Origin of the sequence: Bradyrhizobium embrapense (assembly GCF_001189235.2) — a bacterium.
In the GTDB taxonomy this organism is placed as follows: domain Bacteria; phylum Pseudomonadota; class Alphaproteobacteria; order Rhizobiales; family Xanthobacteraceae; genus Bradyrhizobium; species Bradyrhizobium embrapense.
On sequence record NZ_LFIP02000003.1, the window covers coordinates 320,120 to 339,690 of the forward strand.

At 65.7% G+C, this 19,571-nt stretch carries 18 protein-coding genes; 8 read left to right on the forward strand and 10 right to left on the reverse strand.

The genetic code is table 11. From position 1 onward, the window contains the following. The first annotated feature begins 250 nt into the window (after nt 1-250). Complete coding sequence (locus AKN83_RS15560) at nt 251-553, forward strand: hypothetical protein (RefSeq protein WP_050403198.1); 303 nt, start codon at nt 251-253, stop codon at nt 551-553. Nucleotides 554-666: 113 nt separating this feature from the next. After that, nucleotides 667-819 (forward strand): hypothetical protein, encoded by a 153-nt coding sequence (locus tag AKN83_RS40560; RefSeq protein WP_172803558.1) that lies wholly within the window; start codon nt 667-669, stop codon nt 817-819. A gap of 248 nt (nt 820-1,067) precedes the next feature. Here the strand turns inward: AKN83_RS40560 and AKN83_RS15565 are convergent, their stop codons facing one another. The 3 genes from AKN83_RS15565 to AKN83_RS15575 form a co-directional block, all read right to left on the reverse strand. Further along, the gene (locus tag AKN83_RS15565; protein ID WP_050403199.1) at nt 1,068-2,282 is read right to left on the reverse strand and encodes an ABC transporter substrate-binding protein; all 1,215 of its coding nucleotides are present in this window, start codon (nt 2,280-2,282) and stop codon (nt 1,068-1,070) included. Nucleotides 2,283-2,458: 176 nt separating this feature from the next. Then, complete coding sequence (locus tag AKN83_RS15570) at nt 2,459-4,027, reverse strand: DUF4403 family protein (protein WP_050403250.1); 1,569 nt, start codon at nt 4,025-4,027, stop codon at nt 2,459-2,461. 193 nt (nt 4,028-4,220) lie between these two features. Beyond that, a complete protein-coding gene (locus AKN83_RS15575; RefSeq protein ID WP_050403200.1) occupies nt 4,221-4,910 on the reverse strand; it encodes a L,D-transpeptidase in 690 nt (229 codons plus the stop codon). A 250-nt stretch (nt 4,911-5,160) separates the two neighbouring features. Here AKN83_RS15575 and AKN83_RS15580 point away from each other — a divergent pair, with 250 nt between their 5' ends. Continuing rightward, complete coding sequence (locus AKN83_RS15580) at nt 5,161-6,381, forward strand: acyltransferase family protein (RefSeq protein WP_063695414.1); 1,221 nt, start codon at nt 5,161-5,163, stop codon at nt 6,379-6,381. 51 nt (nt 6,382-6,432) lie between these two features. Here AKN83_RS15580 and AKN83_RS15585 read toward each other — a convergent pair whose 3' ends face one another. Both AKN83_RS15585 and AKN83_RS15590 read right to left on the reverse strand, forming a co-directional pair. After that, nucleotides 6,433-7,215: a sulfite exporter TauE/SafE family protein gene (locus AKN83_RS15585; RefSeq protein ID WP_050403201.1), complete on the reverse strand. Its 783-nt coding sequence runs from the start codon at nt 7,213-7,215 to the stop codon at nt 6,433-6,435. A 110-nt stretch (nt 7,216-7,325) separates the two neighbouring features. Continuing rightward, nucleotides 7,326-8,711, reverse strand: a complete 1,386-nt coding sequence (locus tag AKN83_RS15590; RefSeq protein WP_050403202.1) for a TAXI family TRAP transporter solute-binding subunit — start codon at nt 8,709-8,711, stop codon at nt 7,326-7,328. Between the two features lie 138 nt (nt 8,712-8,849). Between AKN83_RS15590 and AKN83_RS15595 the strand changes: the two genes are divergently transcribed. The 3 genes from AKN83_RS15595 to AKN83_RS15605 all read left to right on the forward strand — a co-directional run bounded on the left by AKN83_RS15595 (nt 8,850) and on the right by AKN83_RS15605 (nt 11,504). Next, nucleotides 8,850-9,905 (forward strand): glycosyltransferase family 4 protein, encoded by a 1,056-nt coding sequence (locus AKN83_RS15595; protein WP_050403203.1) that lies wholly within the window; start codon nt 8,850-8,852, stop codon nt 9,903-9,905. Nucleotides 9,906-9,940: 35 nt separating this feature from the next. After that, the gene (locus AKN83_RS15600) at nt 9,941-10,630 is read left to right on the forward strand and encodes a class I SAM-dependent methyltransferase (protein ID WP_050403204.1); all 690 of its coding nucleotides are present in this window, start codon (nt 9,941-9,943) and stop codon (nt 10,628-10,630) included. 256 nt (nt 10,631-10,886) lie between these two features. Then, complete coding sequence (locus AKN83_RS15605) at nt 10,887-11,504, forward strand: hypothetical protein (RefSeq protein WP_050403205.1); 618 nt, start codon at nt 10,887-10,889, stop codon at nt 11,502-11,504. A 284-nt stretch (nt 11,505-11,788) separates the two neighbouring features. On the opposite strand, the gene AKN83_RS15610 is transcribed toward AKN83_RS15605, so the two are convergent. After that, a complete protein-coding gene (locus AKN83_RS15610; protein WP_050403206.1) occupies nt 11,789-13,453 on the reverse strand; it encodes an aminotransferase class III-fold pyridoxal phosphate-dependent enzyme in 1,665 nt (554 codons plus the stop codon). A 34-nt stretch (nt 13,454-13,487) separates the two neighbouring features. Between AKN83_RS15610 and asd the strand changes: the two genes are divergently transcribed. Further along, nucleotides 13,488-14,357, forward strand: coding sequence for an archaetidylserine decarboxylase (gene asd, locus AKN83_RS15615; RefSeq protein ID WP_050403207.1), 870 nt, complete (start codon nt 13,488-13,490; stop codon nt 14,355-14,357). A gap of 134 nt (nt 14,358-14,491) precedes the next feature. Further along, a complete protein-coding gene (locus tag AKN83_RS15620; protein ID WP_063695359.1) occupies nt 14,492-15,388 on the forward strand; it encodes an NUDIX hydrolase in 897 nt (298 codons plus the stop codon). 15 nt (nt 15,389-15,403) lie between these two features. Here AKN83_RS15620 and AKN83_RS15625 read toward each other — a convergent pair whose 3' ends face one another. The 4 genes from AKN83_RS15625 to AKN83_RS15640 form a co-directional block, all read right to left on the reverse strand. Further along, the gene (locus AKN83_RS15625; protein ID WP_347336827.1) at nt 15,404-16,948 is read right to left on the reverse strand and encodes a FecR domain-containing protein; all 1,545 of its coding nucleotides are present in this window, start codon (nt 16,946-16,948) and stop codon (nt 15,404-15,406) included. Between the two features lie 157 nt (nt 16,949-17,105). Beyond that, nucleotides 17,106-17,432: a hypothetical protein gene (locus tag AKN83_RS15630; protein WP_063695360.1), complete on the reverse strand. Its 327-nt coding sequence runs from the start codon at nt 17,430-17,432 to the stop codon at nt 17,106-17,108. Nucleotides 17,433-17,587: 155 nt separating this feature from the next. Beyond that, the gene (locus AKN83_RS15635) at nt 17,588-18,202 is read right to left on the reverse strand and encodes an inner membrane-spanning protein YciB (protein ID WP_050403210.1); all 615 of its coding nucleotides are present in this window, start codon (nt 18,200-18,202) and stop codon (nt 17,588-17,590) included. 118 nt (nt 18,203-18,320) lie between these two features. Then, nucleotides 18,321-19,433, reverse strand: coding sequence for an AraC family transcriptional regulator (locus AKN83_RS15640; RefSeq protein WP_050403211.1), 1,113 nt, complete (start codon nt 19,431-19,433; stop codon nt 18,321-18,323). Between the last annotated feature and the right edge of the window lie 138 nt (nt 19,434-19,571).

A 19,571-nucleotide genomic window follows, 5' to 3' on the forward strand; every position in this document is an offset into this window, starting at 1 on the left:
GAGCCATCCTGTCGTGACGTCGAAGTCGGATTCCGCCCAGATCCGTGCCTGAAGCCGCACCAGTCGCGTGGCCCGAGCAGGCCGCCATTGCGGGCTGCGCATGGCATCGCCGGTGACACGGATATTTGAAGCCGCGCGCCCGAATAAATCGCATCCGATTAAATCGAGATACTTGAAGACCGATTGCGTCAGGCCTTGATCAGGCGGGAACGAATTAATCGTATGCGATGTAAATCGCGGGAGCGTTACCATGACTACCAGGATTTCTCACCTCGCCAGGACGTTCAGAACAAGGACGTTCAAATCCATCGCGCTGGCAGCAGCGCTGTCGGCCATCACGGCGACGGCGGCCTCGGCCCAGGCTGCAATCTCCGAGCCGGCAGCCTACCAGGCGCTGTATCCCTATCGTGACGTGCTCAATAACGGCGCGCCGACCCGCGCGGCCGCGCTGGTGCTGCAACCGCCGGCGGTGTTGCAGGCGATCCAGCAGCGGGAGGCCGGCATCGGCGTTGCGGATGTGCCGCGCCACGTTTCGCATCGCGCCAGGCGCTGACGGTGCGGGCCGCTCGCGCGGCTGTGATTGAATGATACATGTCATTCTATTGACGCCGGGCGTGCCGGGACTAACTCGAACTACAGGACCTTCCCTCACGACGGAGACGTTCCATGACCAAGCAGACCAACGACCTCTCGAATTACTATCGCTACGAACTGGTGCACGGCGACCATGCCGATTTCATCGCTTATCAGCGCAATCTCGGCGCCGGCGTCTGGCAGACGTTCTCGACCTGGATGATCCCGCGCGGCAATGCCGATTGAAGCGATGAAATAACGGTGAGACCGCTTCAACGCTGACTGACCAGACGGTCGATCGGAATTGCTCGCACGAAGAAAAGCGCCCGGTTGGTAGCCGGGCGCTTTCTTGTTTGCTGTGGCCGGGCGGCCCGGCCGCCCGTTAAAGCATGATCCGGAAAAGTGCGAAGCGGTTTTCCGAAAAGATCATGCTCAAACAACGAGCTAAAGCGCGAAGGTGATTCAACCTAATCTCATCGCGAGGGACGCGTCCGTCAGTTCGACTTCACCAGCGGGCAGCCGCCCTTGTCGAGCGGACGGAAGGCTTCGTCGCCGGGCACGGTGGCGATCAGCTTGTAGAGATCCCACTCGCCCTTGGATTCCTCGGGCTTCTTGGTTTCGAACAGGTACATGTCGTGCACCATGCGGCCGTCGATCCGGATATGGCCGTTCTTGGCGAAGAAGTCGTTGACCGGCGTCTTGCGCATCTGCTCCATCACCTTCGGCGCCTCGTCGGTGCCGATCGCTTCGATCGCCTTCAGGTAATGCATGGTCGCCGAGTAGAGGCCGGCCTGGATCATGGTCGGCATATGGCCGACCTTCTCGTTGAAGCGCTTCGAGAAGGCGCGGGTCTCGTCGTTCATGTCCCAGTAGAATGCGTCGGTGACGATCAGGCCCTGTGTCGCCTTCAGCCCCAGTGCATGGGTGTCGGTGATTTCCATCAGCAGCGCGATCAGTTTCTGGCCGCCCTGGGTCAGGCCGAACTCGGCGGCCTGCTTCAGCGCGGTGGTGGTGTCGCCGCCGGCATTCGCCAGCGCCACGACCTTGGCCTTGGAGGCCTGCGCCTGCAGCAGGAAGGACGAGAAGTCCGACGAGTTGAGCGGATGGCGGACTTCGCCGAGCACCTTGCCGCCGGTCTCCTTGACGACGTTGGCGGCGTCGCGCTGCAGCGCCATGCCGAAGGCGTAGTCCGCGGTGACGAAGAACCAGGTGTCCTCGCCGCGCTTGACCATCGCCTTGCCGGCGACGTTCGACAGCGCGTAGGTGTCGTAGGTCCAGTGCACGGTGTTGGGCGAGCAGGCGCTGCCGGTGATATCGGAGGAGCCGCCGCCGGAGTTGATGTGGATCTTGTTCTTCTCGCGCGTCAGCGCCGAGATCGGCAGCGCGACCGAGGAGGTCGGCACGTCGAGGATCGCATCGACCTTCTCGTTGTCGTACCAGTTGCGCGCGATGCTGACACCGACGTCGGGCTTGTTCTGATGATCGGCCACGACGACCTGGATCGGCTTGCCCTTGACCTTGCCGCCGTAATCGGCGACCGCCATCTCGACCGCCGCGACCGAGCCCTTGCCGGTGGCGTCCGCATAAAGGCTCGACATGTCAGTGAGCACGCCGAGCTTGACGACATCGTCGGAGATCTGGGCGTGAGCCGCCGTGCCGGAGGCCGCAAGCGCGAGGCTGGCCGCCGCTGCGGCCAAGAGCGATTTCATCGTGTTTCTCTCCCTGATGTTTCGTTCGAGGTGGCTTCCACGAGGCACCTTCTATCCGGTGCGGCAACCTGTCGCAAAGACGACTTTTTGGGCATGCGCAGGGCGCGGCGGATCCAGACTTCTCCCTCTCCCCGCAAGTGGGGAGAGGTAAAAGAGCAATCCGATCGAGCTGCGGCCTACAGCGCCGGTAGCGCGGTGACGGCGGCCTTGATGGTGCCGTCGGTTTCCACGATCACCCGGAGCGTCTTCGAATCGAACGCAATGCCGGCAAGGCGGATGCTGGTGACGTCGGCGTCGACGCGGATGCCTTCCTCGTTCTTCTGCAGGTCGGCGATCGCGGCGGTGATCTTCCGCTGCGCGTTGGTCGCGAAAGGCTTCAGATCGACCACCAGGCGGTCGGCGAGCGCCTGCTGCAGATGCGGGACTGCCGCGCGCGCGGCGGCGCCGAGCAGGCCGAACGCGGCTTCGGACTCCACCGCCAGCTCGACGTCGGCCAGCCGCAGCGTCTGCGCCGCCTGATCGAGCCGCGGCCGGCCCCAGATGTGCACGGTCGCCTCGGCGCCGAGGCCGAAGAAGCTCTTCTTCTCCTTGGCGTGCACCAGGAGCGAGATCAACAGCCGGTCGCCGGAGGCGGCGATGCTCGCGCTCTTGACCGTCACGTCGACCGGGCCGGAGCCGTCCTCGGGGAAGGTCTTGCCCTTCAACTGCGCCTCGACCAGCTGCGTCAGGGTGGTGAAGGACATGTCGACCGGCAGGCCGACCGAGACCTGGCTCGGCATCGGCGGCACGATCGAGAGCTTGTCGGGGAACGGGCAGTTCGGCGTGGTCTGCGTCTCCGTGATCCGCGTCTCGGCCTCGATCCCCATGGTCAGGATCAGCGAGGACGCATCGACCTTCGGCTGCGCGGCGATCGCGCGGGTCGGCCGCAACTCGAGCCACATCGGCGGCATCGATGCGGTGCCGCCGGTGCCCTGCAGCGGGATCGAGCGGCAGGCCTTGGCCCATTGCGCGCGGGCGGCGTTCTGGAACACCGGATTGTTCTGCAACCGGGCCTCGACCACGGAAATCTGGTCGGCGACCGCCTTGTCGATGACAGGCTTGACCTGGGCCGGCACGCTGATGCGGACGCCGGCCGCCGACAGGCTGGTGTCGCCGAGATTGACCTGCGCCTGCAGGTTCGGCTCGATCCGCCAGGACGCGCCGAGCTTCGGCCGCGCGGTCAGCGTGACGCTGCCCTTGATGTCCGCATTGGCGTTGATGTTCTTGATGTTCACCGCGCCGATCTGCTTGGCGACGTTGCCGCCGAGCAGGCTGCCAAGCGCGTTGCTGACCGCGCCGGTCGCCTGTGCCGACAACGAGCCGGTGACCTTGAGCGTTCCGTTGATCGGGGTCGTCAGCGTCAGCACGTCCTGCGCGCCGGTGGCTGCGATCGGGCCGCGCGAGGCGGTCCAGCCGATGTCGGCATTTTGCAGGATTTGCTGGACCGGGTTGTCGGCCTTGCCGCCGAAGGTCTTCGGCGCACCGCGTTCGGCGGCATCGCGGATCGCCGACAGCGCGACCGAGACCTGCGCCACGACCGTCGACGAGCGCGGCGCCGCCGGCAGCAGCGGCAGTTGCACCAGCGGCGGCGCCTGCACCGTGACGCTCGGCGCCAGCCAGTCCATGGCCTTGAGGCTGATCGCGAACGAGACCAGCACCACCGTGAGCCCGAGCGCGATTGTTCTTGGATGCATCGGTAGACGCATCATTCCCCCGGATCAAATCAACTTGACGGGTTGTACAGGCCCGCCGACGAGGGCGCCAGTGTGGCGGGATCAAGCTGCTTCGGGGGCGGAGGCGGGCGGGTCGCCCGAGATCACCGGGACGTTAATGATTATGAACGCGACGACGGCCCCGGCATGGTGCCGGAGCCGCCCTCAATGTCTTGACGTGTCGGGCTCAGCGGACGGCCGAGCCGAGATCGGCGCGGCGATCGGTCATCGGCAGCACGATCACCTTGGTCCCGACGTTGACCCGCGAATAGAGGTCGGTGACGTCCTCATTGGTGAGGCGCAGGCAGCCGGAGGAGACGTGGGTGCCGATCGTCTCCGGCGCGTTGGTGCCGTGGATGCGGTACACGGTGCCGCCGAGATACATGGCGCGGGCGCCGAGCGGGTTGCCGGGGCCGCCGGCCATGTGGCGCGGCAGATAGGGCTGGCGGGCGATCATTTCCGGCGGCGGGGTCCAATCCGGCCATTCCGCCTTCTTGGTGATGGTCTGGGTGCCGGACCAGGTGAAGCCGTCGCGGCCGACGCCGATGCCGTAGCGCATGGCCTGGCCGCCTCCGAGCACGAGATAGAGATAGGTGTGCGGGGTATCGATGATGACGGTGCCGGGCGCCTCGCGGGTCGGATAGGCGACGACCTGGCGGCGCAGGCGGGCGGGCAATTCGACGGAGCGGTCTTGGTCCTGCGCCTGCGGCATCGACTGCGCCGGCGGCTGCACCGCCTCGGTCGGCGGCATCAGGATGAAGGGGAATATCGGCAGCGGCGCGGCCGCGGCGGAATTCGAGACAGCGACGGTGCCGATCGCCAGCGCACCGAAGGCGGCGGCAGCGAGACGTGCGTTCAGCTTGATGGAATTGAACATTGTCGACCCCTGTTGTTTGCGCCTTGCGCGCCAGTTCCGGCGCGTCGTTGGGTCAAACCAGTACAGGTGAGGCGTTTCCGGACGTTTGCACGAAATCGCCAAAATGGTTTCGTGCCGTTAGGGATTTGTTTCGTGGGTGTTTCGTCGAACGGTCAAGGGCCGGTTGCCGGGTAGGTTGTACCGCATCAGGACATCTATCCTGGCACGAGGCTTGCTGCCCAAAGGCGTGGTTTGGAATGGAGTGGAAATCATGCCAGCGCCTTCGATCGGCAGCATGCTGGATCAGCAGGAAGGCTTTGGTCCCGGGTTCGATTTTCTCCGCGTTGCGCTCGCGATCTCGGTGGTCGCCGGTCATACGTCCTATGTCGCCACCGGTCGCGGCGACGCCGATCCGTCGTGGATCCTCTGGTTCCCGCAATTTGCCATCCTCGTGATGTTCTTCGCATTGAGCGGCTTCCTGATCGCCGCAAGCGGGCTGCGGCTCAGCCTGAAGGAATTCCTGATCAATCGCGGCATGCGGATCATTCCGGCGCTTGCGGTCGAGATCGTGCTGTCGGCGCTGATCCTCGGGCCGATCTTCACCACGCTGCCGCTCTGGGACTATTTCACCAGCGCCGGCACCTGGAAATATTTCACCAATGTCGTCGGGCTTGTGAACTACACCCTGCCGGGCGTGTTCACCGGCAATCCCGCGCCGGAGGTCAACAGCTCGCTGTGGACCGTGCCGTTCGAATATGGCTGCTACGCCGTGATGGCGGTCATCATGACGCTGGGGCTGCTGCGCAGGCCGGCGCTGATCGTGCTCGGCGCGGTCGTGCTGGTCGGAATCGGTTTTGCCGTGCAGATCACCGGACATGTCGCAACGCCGTCGCAACTGCCTCCCGGCGTCGCCGGCACTCTGTACGACAAGATCTTCAGCACGGCGCTGTTCCTCGGGCGCGGCGCGAAGCTGCCGGTTGCCTGCCTGCTCGGGATCGCGATCTACCTTTACCGCGACCGCATTCCCTATGACGGGCGCATCCTCGCCGTCTGCTGCGCGCTCTGCGTCGGAGCCGCACTACTTGGACCGGCTGCCTGGATCACCCAGCCCCTCCTCAACGCCGTCGTTGCTCCGGCGCTGGTCTATATCACCGTGTTCCTCGGTCTCTCGAAGCTGCCGCGGCTGCCGCTGTTTTCAAGGGGCGACTATTCCTACGGGATCTATCTGTACGGTTTTCCGATGCAGCAGGTGGTGAAGGTCTGGCTGCCGAACGCATCGCCGATTGTCCAGTTCACCGTCGCGCTGGTGCTGATCACGGCGTTCGCGGCGTTCTCCTGGCACTGGATCGAGAAGCCGGTCCTGAAGCTGCGCCGCCGTTTCTCGTTCGTGGCCCGCAGGCGGCTCGAGCCGGACGATATGGCCCGGACGCTCGAGGGGATCGGGCCACTCGCCGTCAGTGTGAGCGGCAGCCGGAGCGCACGATCTTCCTGACGGGCACCACAACGCCGCCCGTGCCCAGAGCTGCAGGAGCGCCGCCGACGCTCAGAAACGAACGTATCCGGCCAGTCCGTCCCACAGCAGCTTGGCCGCGGTGACGACGAGAATGGCATAGCAGAGGCGGTAGAGCGCGCGCTGGTCGAGGCGTTCGTGCAGCCGCCAGCCGGCCCAGACGCCGACCGGCACGGCCGGCACGCAAAGCGCCATCAGCATCCACAGGCTGCGCGAGGGCGTCGCGAGCACCAGCCACGGTCCGGCCTTCAGCAAATTGCCGACCGTGAAGAACAGGCTGGTGGTGCCGGCGTAGAGCGCCTTCGGCATGCCGAGCGGGAGCAGGTACATCGCAAGCGGTGGTCCGCCCGAATGGGCAACCATGGTTGTGACGCCGGAAGAGAGCCCCGCGAGCGTCGCCTTGACCGTCGAGCGCGGCCGCGGCTTGATCTCGCCGCCGCCGATGAACCACAGCGCGGCGAACACCAGCGTCACCAGGCCCATCACGATCTCGACGGCGTGCCGGTCGAGGTCGCGCAGCAGGAAATAGCCGAGGCCGATGCCGACGACGAGCGCCGGCAGCAGCATCGCGAGGTCGGCGCGCGACCACGTATTGGGGCGCCAGAACCGCAGCGCCGTGATGTCCATGACGACGAACAGCGGCGCGAGCAGCGCGCCGGCCGCGATCGGGTCCATCGCCAGCGAGAGCAGCGGAATGCCGACGATGGCAAAGCCGCCGCCGAACGCGCCCTTCATGAAGGAGATCAGGAGCACGCCGGCGAGGGCGACCGCGAGTACGAACGGCGCGGGCATGTCGGCGATGAGGGATGTGGTCATAATGTCGTGCAGAGCGTTGTGGTCGTACTGATATGGCCACGCGCGGATGCACGCGCAATCCAAACATTGCTCTCGGTGCACATTGCTCTCGGTGCAATCGCCGTGCGCGCCTAGCCGGCCCGTGTCCTCGGCAGGGCCGGCTTCTCGCCGTTGATCACCGCGCGGCGGTCGGAGACCGCGTGATGGAATTGCTCGAGCGTCAGCCCGATCGCTGAGAGATCGCCTTCCTCGATCGCGCCGTCGTCGTAGCAATCGAGCGCCTCGCGCAGCAGCGCGTCTGCGTCGCCCTGCATCGCGGCGAGTTCATCCGCCGTCTCGGCGCCGCGTACCCGCGAGATCAGCTTCAGCAGATTGTCGCGGTGGGTGACGTACTGCTCGCGCTCGTCGCGCTTCGCATAGTGGCGCAGCCATGCGCCCGCCGAGCCGAGGCCGGAGACCAGCAGGATGCCGCCCCAGATGTAGTCGGAGTATTTTTCGAGGAAAGTGCGCTCGGTGCCGTCGATATAGGCGGCCGCGCCCTGATGCGCCGGCAGCGCGGCATCCTTGTCGGTGTCCGGCTTCTCGATCTTGGCTGCCGCCGGCAGATCGCGCGCGACCTGGAGCCGCTGCGTGAACAATTGCCGATCGAGCGTGCCGACGGTTGCTTCGTGAAGGGCATGTTGCGCGATGATGAGGTGATTGACGCCGACGGTCTCGACCTTGTCCTCGGGACGCGCCGGAGAGGAGGAGAAGATGCTGCCGGCGATCTCCTCGGACTCATAGAGCGGATGTTTCTGCGCGATCGCTTCCGAGACATCGATGGGGAGGAATTTCGGTTCGCCGCGCGCGGCCGCCGTCGCCGCGATCGCCTCCGCCGTCACCTTGCTGTCGAGCGGCCCGACGGTCATGTAGGCGTCGAGCGAGGGATCGCGCGCCAGATCGGCGACCTTGTTGACTGCGAATTGAGTGATCGTGACCTTGTCGGGGTTGACGCCGGACTCGGTCAGGATCACGCGCAATAGCGTGACGTTGGCCGGGGTGCTTCCGACGACGCCGACCTTGCGGCCGGCGAGGTCGTCGATGCTCTTGATCTTCGCGGACCGCGGCTTGCCCTTGCCGCCCGACGGTGCCCACAGCACAACGACATTCTTGCGCAGGATCGCAACCGCCTCGGCGCTCGCCGGCAGGCTGAGATCGCCGCGCACCACCGCGAGGTCGACCTTGTTCGCGGCGAACAGCGCAATGCTTTCGGCGGCGCCCTGTGTCGTGACCGGTTTCAGCCGCACCGCGCTGCCGTCGCGCGCAAAGGCCTGCGCGAACCCCTGGATGAGCTTGACGTCTTCACTGCCGGTCGGGCCGACCGCGATCGAGAGGGTTGTCGAACGCAGACCGTAGAACAGCGCCGCGGCGGCGGCGGCAAACACGAAGATGCCGACCGCGAGGATCAGGAGCGAGGAGTTTCGCCGTTTGAGCCTGCGGCGCGTGGTGCCGGGATGTTCACTCTGCTGCTCTGACATCTGGCTGTCATGTTACACGAAAAACCGGCAGTTCGCCGTGAAAAACAACCTAACATTTCGATGACGTCATACGTTTGAAACATCCATGTCAGAACGTCGTGCGAGCAGAATCAAGATTAACGATTTGGGTCTCCTGCGATGCGCATACTCGTTGCGACCGATGCCTGGCATCCGCAAGTCAACGGCGTGGTCCGGACGCTGACCTCGCTTGCGCGTAGCGCAGCGACGCTCGGCGCCGAGATCGAATTCCTCACCCCCGACGGTTTCCGTTCGGTGGGCGTGCCGACCTATCCGGGCCTGCGCATGGCGCTGCCGAACCGCCGCGAGATCGCGCGCCGGATCGAGGAGGCCGCGCCCGAGGCGATCCACATCGCGACCGAGGGGCCGATCGGCTGGGCAGTGCGCGGCTATTGCCAGCGCAACAAGCTCGCCTTCACCACGTCCTACACGACGCGCTTTCCGGAATATGTTTCGGTGCGCACCGGAATTCCGGACAGCGTCGGCTATGCCGTGCTGCGCCACTTCCACGCCGCCGGATCGATGACGATGGTCGCGACCGACTCGCTGCGCACGGAGCTTGCCGGGCGCGGCTTCCGCAAGCTCGGCTTCTGGACCCGCGGCGTCGACACCAAGATCTTCAATCCGGACCAGCCGGCGGTGCTCGACCTGCCGCGGCCGATCTTCATGACCATGGGCCGCGTCGCGGTTGAGAAGAATCTCGACGCCTTCCTGTCGCTGGACCTGCCGGGCTCCAAGGTCGTGGTCGGCGACGGCCCGCAGCGTGCGGCGCTGCAACAGAAGTATCCCGACGCGATTTTCCTCGGCGAGAAGAAGGGCCAGGATCTGACCTCGCATCTCGCCGCCGCCGACGTGTTCGTATTCCCGAGCCTGACCGACACTTTCGGCGTCGTGCAGCTCGAGGCGCTGGCCTGCGGCACGCCGGTCGCGGCGTTCCCGGTCACCGGCCCGAAGGACGTCATCGCGGATCATCCGGTCGGCGCGATCGACAACGATCTGCGCAGCGCCTGCCTGCGCGCGCTGAACATGTCGCGCGCGGACTGCCGCAATTTTGCGTTGGAGCGTTCCTGGGAAAACAGTGCGCGTCAGTTCATCGGCAATCTGGCCACGTTGCAGCCGAGCCGCGCGCCGCGGCCCGCCCGCCGCGTCGCCGGCCGCAGTGCGGTTCCGAATTAACAGCTCAATCGAACGAAAGACGAGAGACTCTGACTATGGCTGAAATCATCAAGCTGGGCGCCGACCGTTCCATGGACTTCGACCGCGAAACGGTCGAGCAGGCCTATGACCGCTGGGCCCCGATCTACGACCTCGTATTCGGCGGCGTGTTCAGCAAGGGCCGCCAGGCCGCGATCCAGGCCACCAACAAGATCGGCGGCCGCGTGCTCGAGGTCGGCGTCGGCACCGGCATCTCGCTGCCGCTTTACAGCCAGAATGTGCGCATCTTCGGCACCGACATCTCCGAGGCGATGCTGGAGAAGGCCAAGAAGCGGGTTGCCGAGCAGGGCCTGAAGAATGTCGAGGGGCTCGCGGTGATGGACGCCGAGAAGCTCGAATTCCCCGACAATTCGTTCGACGTCGTGATGGCGCAGTACGTGTTGTCGGCGGTGCCGAACCCGGAAGCTGCCATGGACGAGTTCGCCCGGGTGCTGAAGCCCGGCGGCGAGATGATCGTCCTGACCCGCGTCAGCGCCGATGCCGGCGTGCGCCGCTTCATCGAGCAGAAGCTGCAGCCGGTGGTGCGCCCGCTCGGGTTCCGCACCGCCGAATTCGCCTGGTCGCGCTACACCAAATGGTTGGCCGGCGCGCGCGGCATGGAGCTCGCGGAGCGCCGCCTGATCCCGCCGCTCGGCCACTTCTCGCTGGTCCGCTTCCGCAAGGCTGATGTCGCCAAGGCCGCCTAAGCAGGCAGCCTGAGGCGGCCTGACCAAGGCGGCCCAGAGCCGCCGGTCCTCCCGGGTGAGGTGGCGCGCAGCGCTCCCAAGCCAGGATGCTACGATCTCCTCAGCTTCATCCCCGCAAACCTCGCCGGGATGAGGCAAAACCCTTCTCCGGTTGCGTCAAGGCGTCGCTCCGCATTGTCATATGTCATTATGATGATGTCACACGCGATACATCGAATCCCTGTAAATCCTGTCCCGAAAGATGTTGGGGGAACCAATGATCAAGAACTTTCTGCAAGAGCTGCGTACCCAGCGTTGGGATGACCATCGCTTCTACCACCACAGCCGGATCAACCAGAGCCTGCACTTCGTCAGCGCGCTGAGCTTCCTGTTCGCCTATGTGATGCTGTTCTTCGATCCGGTGGTGTCGGCGCTGGTCGGCTGGCTGGTCTCGATGACCTCGCGCCAGGCCGGCCACTTCTTCTTCGAGCCGAAGGGCTACGATCACGTCAACCAGGCGACCCACGAGCACAAGGAAGACATCAAGGTCGGCTACAATCTGCAGCGCAAGGTCGTGCTGATGGCGATCTGGGCGCTGTCGCCGATGGTGCTGTATTTCGACCCGACCCTGTTCGGCCTGTTCAAGCCCTGGGTCACGATGGGTGACTTCACCCGTCAGGTCGCCAAGATCTGGCTCGCGGTCGGCATCGGCGGCCTTCTGTTCCGCACCATCCACCTGTTCTTCATCCGCGACGTCGAGACCGGCCTCGTCTGGATGACCAAGATCGTCACCGACCCCTTCCATGACCTCAAGCTCTATCACAAGGCGCCGCTGTTCCTGATGAAGGGCGAGCTGATCGATCCGGGTCTCGAGAAGCACGTCAGGCACGCCTGATCGTTGCTCCAACGTCTTTGAACTGCGTCATGCCCGGGCTCGTCCCGGGCATCTACGTTCTTGGGAACAGAGCGGATAGCTTCGCGTTGAATATTCTTGACCGCACGCTCACTTCGCCTCTCCCCGCTTGCGGGGAGAGGCCGGATTGCATCGCAGATGCAATCCGGGTGATGGGGACTCTCCGCGAGTCCGTTTGTCAGCGAGTATGTGGAGACTCCCCCTCACCCCAACCCTCTCCCCGCAAGCGGGGCGAGGGGGGGAGACAGCGGTGCTTGGGACTAGCCTCAGCGCCCGAACCTCACGGCGACCATCTCTTTCAGGATCTGCCGCTTGATGTTCTTGTTGGTGAGGCCTTCTTTGTGCCACCACCAGCCGTCGCGCTTCATCTTCTCGGCGGCCGTGACGAAGCGGTCGGCGACCTCGGCGAAGTCGGCGTCGGTGTAGTTCAGGGTGAAGATCAGGCGGCCGGTGCCGACCCAGCTCAGCGCCAGGCCCTCGGCGCGCAGATAGTATTGCAGCATCCAGTTGTAGCGGGACGGCTCGGTGTAATAGACCGTCCAGATCGACGAGATGTTGCCGACGCGAACCGGCAGGCCCTGTTCGGTGAGGCGGTCGTTGAGCGCCTTGGCGCGGCCGTTCCAGGTCTCCTCCAGCCCGTTGTAGATCGAGCGGAAGTTGGGGCTGGCGAGCCGGCTCAAGAACTCGTCCATCGCCGTCATCACGTAGGGATGCGAATTGAAGGTGCCGCGGGCAAAGCAGATGTCGGCCGGCCGGTCGTCGCGGAAACGCCGCATAAGGTCCTTGCGGCCGCACACCACGCCGATAGGAAGCCCGCCGGCGAGGCTCTTGCCGTAGGTCACCATGTCGGCCTTGACGCCGAAATATTCCTGGGCGCCGCCGGCGGCGAGGCGGAAGCCGACAAACACCTCGTCGAAGATCAGGACGATGCCGCGCTCGGTGCAGACCTCGCGCAGCTTCTTCAGCCATTCGGTGTAGGCGGCACGGTCATAGCGGGAGGAGCGCGACGAATCGACCAGCGCGGAATCGCCGGGCGCGTTGCCGTTCGGATGCAGCGCCTGCAGCGGATTGACCAGCACGCAGGCGATGTCCTTGCGAGTGCGCAGCACGTGCAGCGTCTTCTCCGACATGTCGGCAAGCGTGTAGGTCTCGTGCGGCGACACCGGATTGCCGACGCCGGGCTGCACCTCGCCCCACCAGCCGTGATAGGCGCCGGCGAACCGCACCAGATGCGTCCGCTTGGTGTGGTAGCGTGCGAGCCGCACCGCCTGCATCACGGCCTCGGTGCCGGACATGTGGAACGAGACCTCGTCGAGGCCGGAGATCTCGCAGAGCCGCTTGACGTTGTCGGCAATGATCGGGTGGTAGGGGCCGAGCACGGGACCGAGCGCGTGCGCCCGCTTCTCACCCTCGGCGATGCACTCCTTGTAGAAGTCGTTGCCGAAGATGTTGACGCCGTAGGAGCCGGTCAGGTCGTAGGACACATTGCCGTCGAGGTCGGTAACGGTGACGCCGCTGGACGCCTCGACGAAGGCCGAGGTGCCGAGATGCTCGCGCACCAGGCGGCTGTACTGGAACGGCACGCGGTAGGTTTCGGTGAACTGCAGGTCGGATATCCGCTCCGTCACCTCGGCGGTGAGCGCGCGGCCCTTGGGGTAGCGATCCGCGTAGAGGCCGGCGAGGCGGAAGAAGCCGTCCTGGCGCTGCATCGCGACGTCCTTCGGGGCTCCGTCGGAGCAAAAGAACGCGTCGATGTCGAATTCGTAGTGCGGCACCATGCGCGCGACCATCTTGGACATCTTGGAGTGTCCGGTCAGCGAGCGGTGCTTGGCCCGCGACAGCGCGAGGCGGGCCTGAATTTTGGGGAAAGCTGCGGCGGCGCCGGCAAGCGCGGCGGCGGACAGCGAGAGAATCGGAAGGGATGTTTCCATGACAGAAGCGCTAGCCTCGGCACCTAACAAATTCATGACAGTCAAGGGCCTGATCTCGGCATTCACCCAGCAGGAGGACCTCAATTTCCTGCTAACCAACCGGATTCCGCGGGCGGCGATCACCCGATTCATGGGCTGGTTCTCCAAGGTCGAGAACCCCCTGGTGCGCGATGCCTCGATCGCCTGCTGGAAGCTGTTCTCCGACCTCGATCTGTCCGAGGCGAAGAAGACCGAGTTCAAGAGTTTGCACGATTGCTTTACGCGCGAGCTGAAGCCCGGCCTGCGCCCGGCGGCGGCCGATCCCGCCATCATCGCGAGCCCGTCGGATGCGATCATCGGCGCGCATGGGCGGATCGAGGATGGGCAGCTTTTCCAGGTCAAGGGCGCGCCGTATTCGCTGCTCGACCTGCTCGGCGATCCCGCGCTGGTGGAGCAGCACAAAAACGGCCGCTTCGTGACGCTGCGGCTGACCTCGAGCATGTATCACCGCTTCCATGCGCCGTACGATCTTGCGATCGACAAGGTGACGTTCATCCATGGCGACGTCTGGAACGTCAATCCGATCGCGCTAAAGCGGGTCGAGCGGCTGTTCTGCAAGAACGAGCGCGCGGTGCTGCGGGCGAAGCTTCCGACCGGCGAGGCGCTGACGCTGGTTCCGGTCGCCGCGATCCTTGTCGCCAGCCTCCGCCTGCATTTCCTCGACGTCACGCTGAACGCGCAATCGCGCGGTCCGGTGGATTTCCCCTGTGACGCACATGTGAAGAAGGGCGACGAGCTCGGCTGGTTCGAGCACGGCTCGACCATCATCCTGCTGGCGCCCGGCGATTTCGAATTCTGCGACAATGTCGCGGAGGGAACACGGATCAAATGCGGCGAACCGTTGTTGAAAAAGCCTGCAAACTGATCTCGTTGTTTGCTGCGCGTCATTCTTTGAGCATGATCTGCCCGGAAAACCGGTTTCCACTTTTCCGGATCATGCTTTAAGATAGGCGAGATCGTCGCGCGACGATCCTAAATCGCAAACCCGATGGACACGTGATGGCGCGGACGCCTGTTCTGGCGGCGGGAGGCATTGTGCTGCGGCGGGAGGCTCTGCCGCGCTTTGCCGTCGTGCGCCTGCGCAAGCGCAATGAATGGGTGTTGCCGAAGGGCAAGCTCGACGATGGCGAGACGCCGCGCGAGGCCGCCGAGCGCGAGGTGCTGGAGGAAACCGGCCACGATGTCGTGGTACACGAATTCCTCGGCACGCTGGTCTATGATTCAGGCGGCCGCTCGAAGGTGGTGCATTACTGGCGCATGGATGCCGGCGGCGAGCCGGTGCGCGCGTTGATGAGCGACATCAGGGAAGTGGACTGGCTGCCGCTCGATGAAGCGCTCGATCGCCTGTCGCGCGGCTATGAGCGCGCGTTCCTGGAGAATGTCGGCCCGATCGCGATGCAGGCCGCGGCGAACGCCGAGCGGGAGCGGCGTGCACAGTTGCGGAACGTGGCTGCGGCGCGACGGCGCGCGCGGCTTGCCGAGGAAGAGCCGGTCGTTGACGCAGCTGCGATCGCTGAAGCGCCCGTTACGGCGGAGGTCCCCGTGGTCGCGAATGCGCCCGTGGTCGCGAATGCGCCCGTGGTCGCGAATGCGCCCGAGGAAGCCGAGACGCCGATCGTTGTCGATACGCCGGCGCCTGTAGAGTTGCCGGTCACAGCCGATACGTCCGATATTGCGGTGATGGATACCGAACCGGATCAGCCGGCGAAGGTGCCGGAGTATAGTGCCGCGGATAGCGGCGAAGCGATCGAGACCGCGCATGTTGTGGAAGCAACTGCATCCGAACCGCCGCCGTCATCTGCGCGCGAGATCGAACCGGTTGCCACCACAGTCCAACCGATCCCGCGCAAGAATTTGATTGAGCGCGTGCGCGACTGGCTGCGCCGCGCGGCCTGACGCCGCGCGCTCTCATCAATTGCGGCGCTTGTCCCGGGGCGGCGGCTTCGCTGCGCGCGGCGGCGGTGCGCGCCGTTGCGTGAAGCCGGGGCGGGCCTGAACTGCGGGCCGCTGCATGCCCGGACGCACGCCGGGTGTGGCCTGCTGAATGCCGGGCCGCACCTCGCCGGGTGCCTGCGGCGCAGGTTGCGCCGCGCCCTGTCGCGGCACGCCCGGTTGACCTGGTTGTCCGGGCTGGCGGACGCCGCCTGGCACCTGCGTACGGCCGGGCTGCAGACCGCCTTGACGCGCGGGTTGCTGTTGTCCGCCGGGTTGCGTCGCGCCTCCCTGACGTGTGGGCTCTTGGCGCGTGGGCTGTTGTCCCGCAGGCCGTTGTCCGGCTGGCGTCTGGACGCCGGGCGCGTGCGGCAGCGTCGTGCCGCCGGGTTGGCCGGGCAACGCGTGCTGCGCGCCGCCTTGCTGCTGTGTGCCCGGCTGCTGCTGCGAGCCCTGCCGGCCGGGCGTGCTGGGTTGCGTGCCCGGTTGCTGCGGCTGGCCCGGACGGTTTTGCTGACCCGGCTGCTGCGGCGCGTTGCGGTTCTGGCCCGGCAGGCCGTTCTGGCGCTGCGGGTTCGGCTGCACCGGCTGGCCGCGATTCGGATAGGGCGCGGCCGGATTGGCCCTGCGGAAGTCGGGATTGGCACGGCGGAAGTCACGCTGCTCGGTCACGACCTGACGGCCCAGCGTCTGCGCCGAATGCACCGCGCGCACGAAGCCCTGGTCGCGCGTCATCTGTTGCGGCGAGATCGTCAGCGGCACCGCGGCGAAACGGGCACCGCCGGCGCCTGGACGAATCGCAAACCCGCTCGCGCCGCGTGTCAGCACGCCGAGCGAGGCGCCGCTGCGGTCGTTGACCTCGATGCGGCCGACATGTCCGTCGGCATCGGGATAGAGCTTGATGCCGACATTGTTGCTGGTCGCGGTCGCGCCTTCGGGCACCTCGACGAGGCCGGTGGTGCCGCGGATGCCGAGCGTCGCGGTCGGCGTAGAGATCTTCATGTCGCCGGTTTTTGCCACCGCGGCGGCGACGAACGCCGCCGTGCCCTTGGCGACGTTGAACAGCGCGCTGTTTTGCTGGCCGCCGTCCTCGTAGACGTAATTGTCGATCGTGATCCTGGCATTGGCCCGCAGGTTGAAGGTGGTGCCGTCGTTGAAGGTGATGCCGAGCGAGGAGGTCGCTGATGTCGCGACGTCGTCATTGGCAAAGATATCGTCGCGGATCTGCAGCGGCGTCGTGGTGTTGTTGCGCGTGACTGTGGCGGTGCCGGTCAGCGTTGCGACGTTGCCGATCGGCTCGGGCGCCGTGGCCTGCGGCGCGGCAGCCGGGGCGGGCGTGGCAGGCGCTGGCGTGGCAGGCGCTGGCGTTGACGGTGTCGCACTCGGTGCGGGGGCGGGCAAGGGTGCCGGTGCAGGCTGCGCTTGCGCGAGCTGCGTCAGCTTCGGCGCGGCATTGGCCGTTGTATGCCAACCCATCGTGACGCCGGCACCAAGCAGAAGCGCATAAAGGAAGGCGCGGCGCATCACCATCGATTCCCGGGAGGCATTGGGGACTGGCAATTGAGCCGCGTCAGGCTGAATGCCGAATGAACGGTCCTGCCTTGTTGTCATGGCGGACCAGAACGATAAGCACCGCGCTCCCGAGCGGAAGCACGGTGCCTGGTCGTTGCCAGGGTTTTGCTTAGCCGCGCTTGTGAGGAGTGATCTTGAGTGGCTTCGCCGGCCTGGCCGCGGGGGCGTAGCTTGCGGGCTGCGCGGCGGTTGCGGGCGGCACGTAGTGGAACACCGCCTTGCAGCCGTCGCTGAGCAGCGCGCGCTGCCGCACCATGCAGGCGGTGACGCGATCGACGTCGGGGATTTCCGAGCTGCACAACCGCATCGCGTCGCCGGTGCACAGCTGTTGCTGCTCGTCGGTGTAGGCATAGGAGGCCGAAGTCAACAGACCGAGCGCGAACGCGGTTGCCGCCAGCAGTTTGCCGTGACGCAGCGTGGAAGCAGTGAAAGCCATGATGTCCCCCTTGTGATGATCGCGCCGTTGCAGCGTGTCGCGGAGGCCATCACTAGGCAGGTTTGGTTTCGGCAATTCTTCGTGCGCACGGCAAAATGGTTTCGTCGCGCGCCGGTTTGTTTCGTCAACCACACGCCGACGGGCAACGTCAGCGCCTATGGTGTCGCCGCCGCCGGAGCCCCCTCGAGCGCGAGCACGGCCTCGCGCTGGGCTTCGGGCATGGCGCGGATGCGGCGCCTGGCGGTGAGGCGGATCGCGGCAAAGCCGCCGAGGAACACCACGATCTTGCTGACGATGCCGAAGACCGGCATCACGACGGCCCATGTCGTGATCTCGCAGGTGAGCGCGACGAAGGCGTTCACCGCGGCGGAGACGAACATCAGCCCCGACCAGACGTAACCGACCTTGATGGCGACATCGGGCACGACCGTCTGCGCGATCTCGGGCAGATAGCGGTTCAGCCAGCCGGGCTTCAGCATCACGACGCCGACGATGGCGTAGATCACGCTCGGCTTGAACAGCACGAAGCGCGGGTCATTCGTGAGCAGTGTCGCGGTGCCGGCGGTGACCACCAGGACCAGGCTCAGCCATTCCATGGTGTCGATCCGCTTGCCGCGTATGATCTGGATACCGATCTGCGTGACGCCGAACGCGATGCCGAGGCCGACCGAGAGCGCGGTGTTGTGGGTCAGCAGGAACAGAACGAGAAAGACGAGGGTCGACGCCAGGTCGAGGGCCAGCAACCTTGCCGCGGTGAAGAAATGCTTCATCGGCCGTTGAACTCCGCTTGTCATCTCACGCATTGGCGCGACCCGCGCCCGCGTCGGCACAGCTAGGCAGATTGTGGGCCTGTCGGCCTATCGATTTCTGAATTCGAGGAGCGAATTGTCAGTTTGAACCGGCGATTTCCACCTCATCCGTTGCGGTCTTGCCGGCGATAGCTTGCCGGCGAAACTCGGTCGGCGTCAGCCCGGTGTCCGCCTTGAAGGCGCGGTTGAACGGCGCCAGCGACTGGAACCCGGCGTCGAGCGCAATCGTCAGCACCGGTACCTCGGCCTGGCCGGCATCGGCGAGCGCCGCCTTGGCCTCGTCGAGCCGATAGCGGTTGAGGAAGGCGTTGAAGTTGCGGTGGCCGAGCCCGTCATTGATCAGCGTCCGCAGCCGGTATTCCGGCATGCCGAGCCTGACCGCGAGCACGCCGATGGTCAGCCCTTCCTGCCGATAGGTCCGCTCGGTCGCCATCAGATGCTTGAGGTGGTTCAGCGCGGCCTGGCTCGAGGCCGACGGACCGGCATTGGCGAGCGAACGCGCGAGCCGTGCGGCCTGACCAGTTCCGCCGTGGGCGCGGGCAACCGCCGGCTGGCTCGCGGGCGGATCGAACAGTATCATCCAGATCGCGATCAGCGCGAATGCACCAAGCGCCAGCGCGGCGCTGCGGCTGATGGAGAGGTCCGGCATTGCGGCGAGCCCGGCCGCGGCGGCGAACATCATCTGAAGGCCGATGCCGATCAGCAGCGCGATCAGGATCCGGCCGCGCGCCGTGGTCACGGCGCTGCGCCATCCCTTCGGGATTTGCGCGATCCCGAGCACGGAAAACCCGATCGTCGCCAGCGCCAGGACGCGACCGCACGGCCCGGCGAGATCGGGCCAGATCGTCCAGCAATTGTGGCTCACGACGCCAAGGCCGGCGAGCAGCGTCCACACCGCCGCATGCCAGGGCCGCAGCGCAAACCGCTCGTCGAACATCGCGCGCGCCCACAGCCAGAAGATCACCGGCGAGCCCATCGCGAGCGCGATGAAGGGAGAGCTCCAGCCGAATGACGATGCGGGAAAGAACGGTGCGGTGGTGATCGCGTAGGCCGCGCCGGCCACGCCCATCGCGGCACCGAGATGCGCGGCGCGATGCACCGCCGCGTAGCGCAGCAGCAGCACTGCGCAAACCACCAGGAACAGCGCGACCACCGCGCCCCGCAGACCGAGTTCAAGAGCCGTCATCGCCATCGCAAGCCGCCCGCAGGTTCGATTCAACCTCGACATTGCGACGCTTATAGCGCGTCCGGCGATCGACATGAAGCGACCGTCGGACCAGTCAGAATGATGTCCGCTCGCCGCTTGCGCGGCCGCGGACATCAGGGCGAT

Coding starts and splice junctions, on each gene's coding strand:
- AKN83_RS15595 (WP_050403203.1), top strand. CDS start 8,850: ATGCGCATACTCGTTGCGACCGATGCCTGGCATCCGCAAGTCAACGGC.
- AKN83_RS15630 (WP_063695360.1), bottom strand. CDS start 17,432: ATGGCTTTCACTGCTTCCACGCTGCGTCACGGCAAACTGCTGGCGGCA.
- AKN83_RS15605 (WP_050403205.1), top strand. CDS start 10,887: ATGATCAAGAACTTTCTGCAAGAGCTGCGTACCCAGCGTTGGGATGAC.
- AKN83_RS15635 (WP_050403210.1), bottom strand. CDS start 18,202: ATGAAGCATTTCTTCACCGCGGCAAGGTTGCTGGCCCTCGACCTGGCG.
- asd (WP_050403207.1), top strand. CDS start 13,488: ATGACAGTCAAGGGCCTGATCTCGGCATTCACCCAGCAGGAGGACCTC.
- AKN83_RS15565 (WP_050403199.1), bottom strand. CDS start 2,282: ATGAAATCGCTCTTGGCCGCAGCGGCGGCCAGCCTCGCGCTTGCGGCC.
- AKN83_RS15600 (WP_050403204.1), top strand. CDS start 9,941: ATGGCTGAAATCATCAAGCTGGGCGCCGACCGTTCCATGGACTTCGAC.
- AKN83_RS15625 (WP_347336827.1), bottom strand. CDS start 16,948: ATGCGCCGCGCCTTCCTTTATGCGCTTCTGCTTGGTGCCGGCGTCACG.
- AKN83_RS15560 (WP_050403198.1), top strand. CDS start 251: ATGACTACCAGGATTTCTCACCTCGCCAGGACGTTCAGAACAAGGACG.
- AKN83_RS15580 (WP_063695414.1), top strand. CDS start 5,161: ATGCCAGCGCCTTCGATCGGCAGCATGCTGGATCAGCAGGAAGGCTTT.
- AKN83_RS15610 (WP_050403206.1), bottom strand. CDS start 13,453: ATGGAAACATCCCTTCCGATTCTCTCGCTGTCCGCCGCCGCGCTTGCC.
- AKN83_RS15640 (WP_050403211.1), bottom strand. CDS start 19,433: ATGGCGATGACGGCTCTTGAACTCGGTCTGCGGGGCGCGGTGGTCGCG.
- AKN83_RS40560 (WP_172803558.1), top strand. CDS start 667: ATGACCAAGCAGACCAACGACCTCTCGAATTACTATCGCTACGAACTG.
- AKN83_RS15620 (WP_063695359.1), top strand. CDS start 14,492: ATGGCGCGGACGCCTGTTCTGGCGGCGGGAGGCATTGTGCTGCGGCGG.
- AKN83_RS15585 (WP_050403201.1), bottom strand. CDS start 7,215: ATGACCACATCCCTCATCGCCGACATGCCCGCGCCGTTCGTACTCGCG.
- AKN83_RS15590 (WP_050403202.1), bottom strand. CDS start 8,711: ATGTCAGAGCAGCAGAGTGAACATCCCGGCACCACGCGCCGCAGGCTC.
- AKN83_RS15575 (WP_050403200.1), bottom strand. CDS start 4,910: ATGTTCAATTCCATCAAGCTGAACGCACGTCTCGCTGCCGCCGCCTTC.
- AKN83_RS15570 (WP_050403250.1), bottom strand. CDS start 4,027: ATGCGTCTACCGATGCATCCAAGAACAATCGCGCTCGGGCTCACGGTG.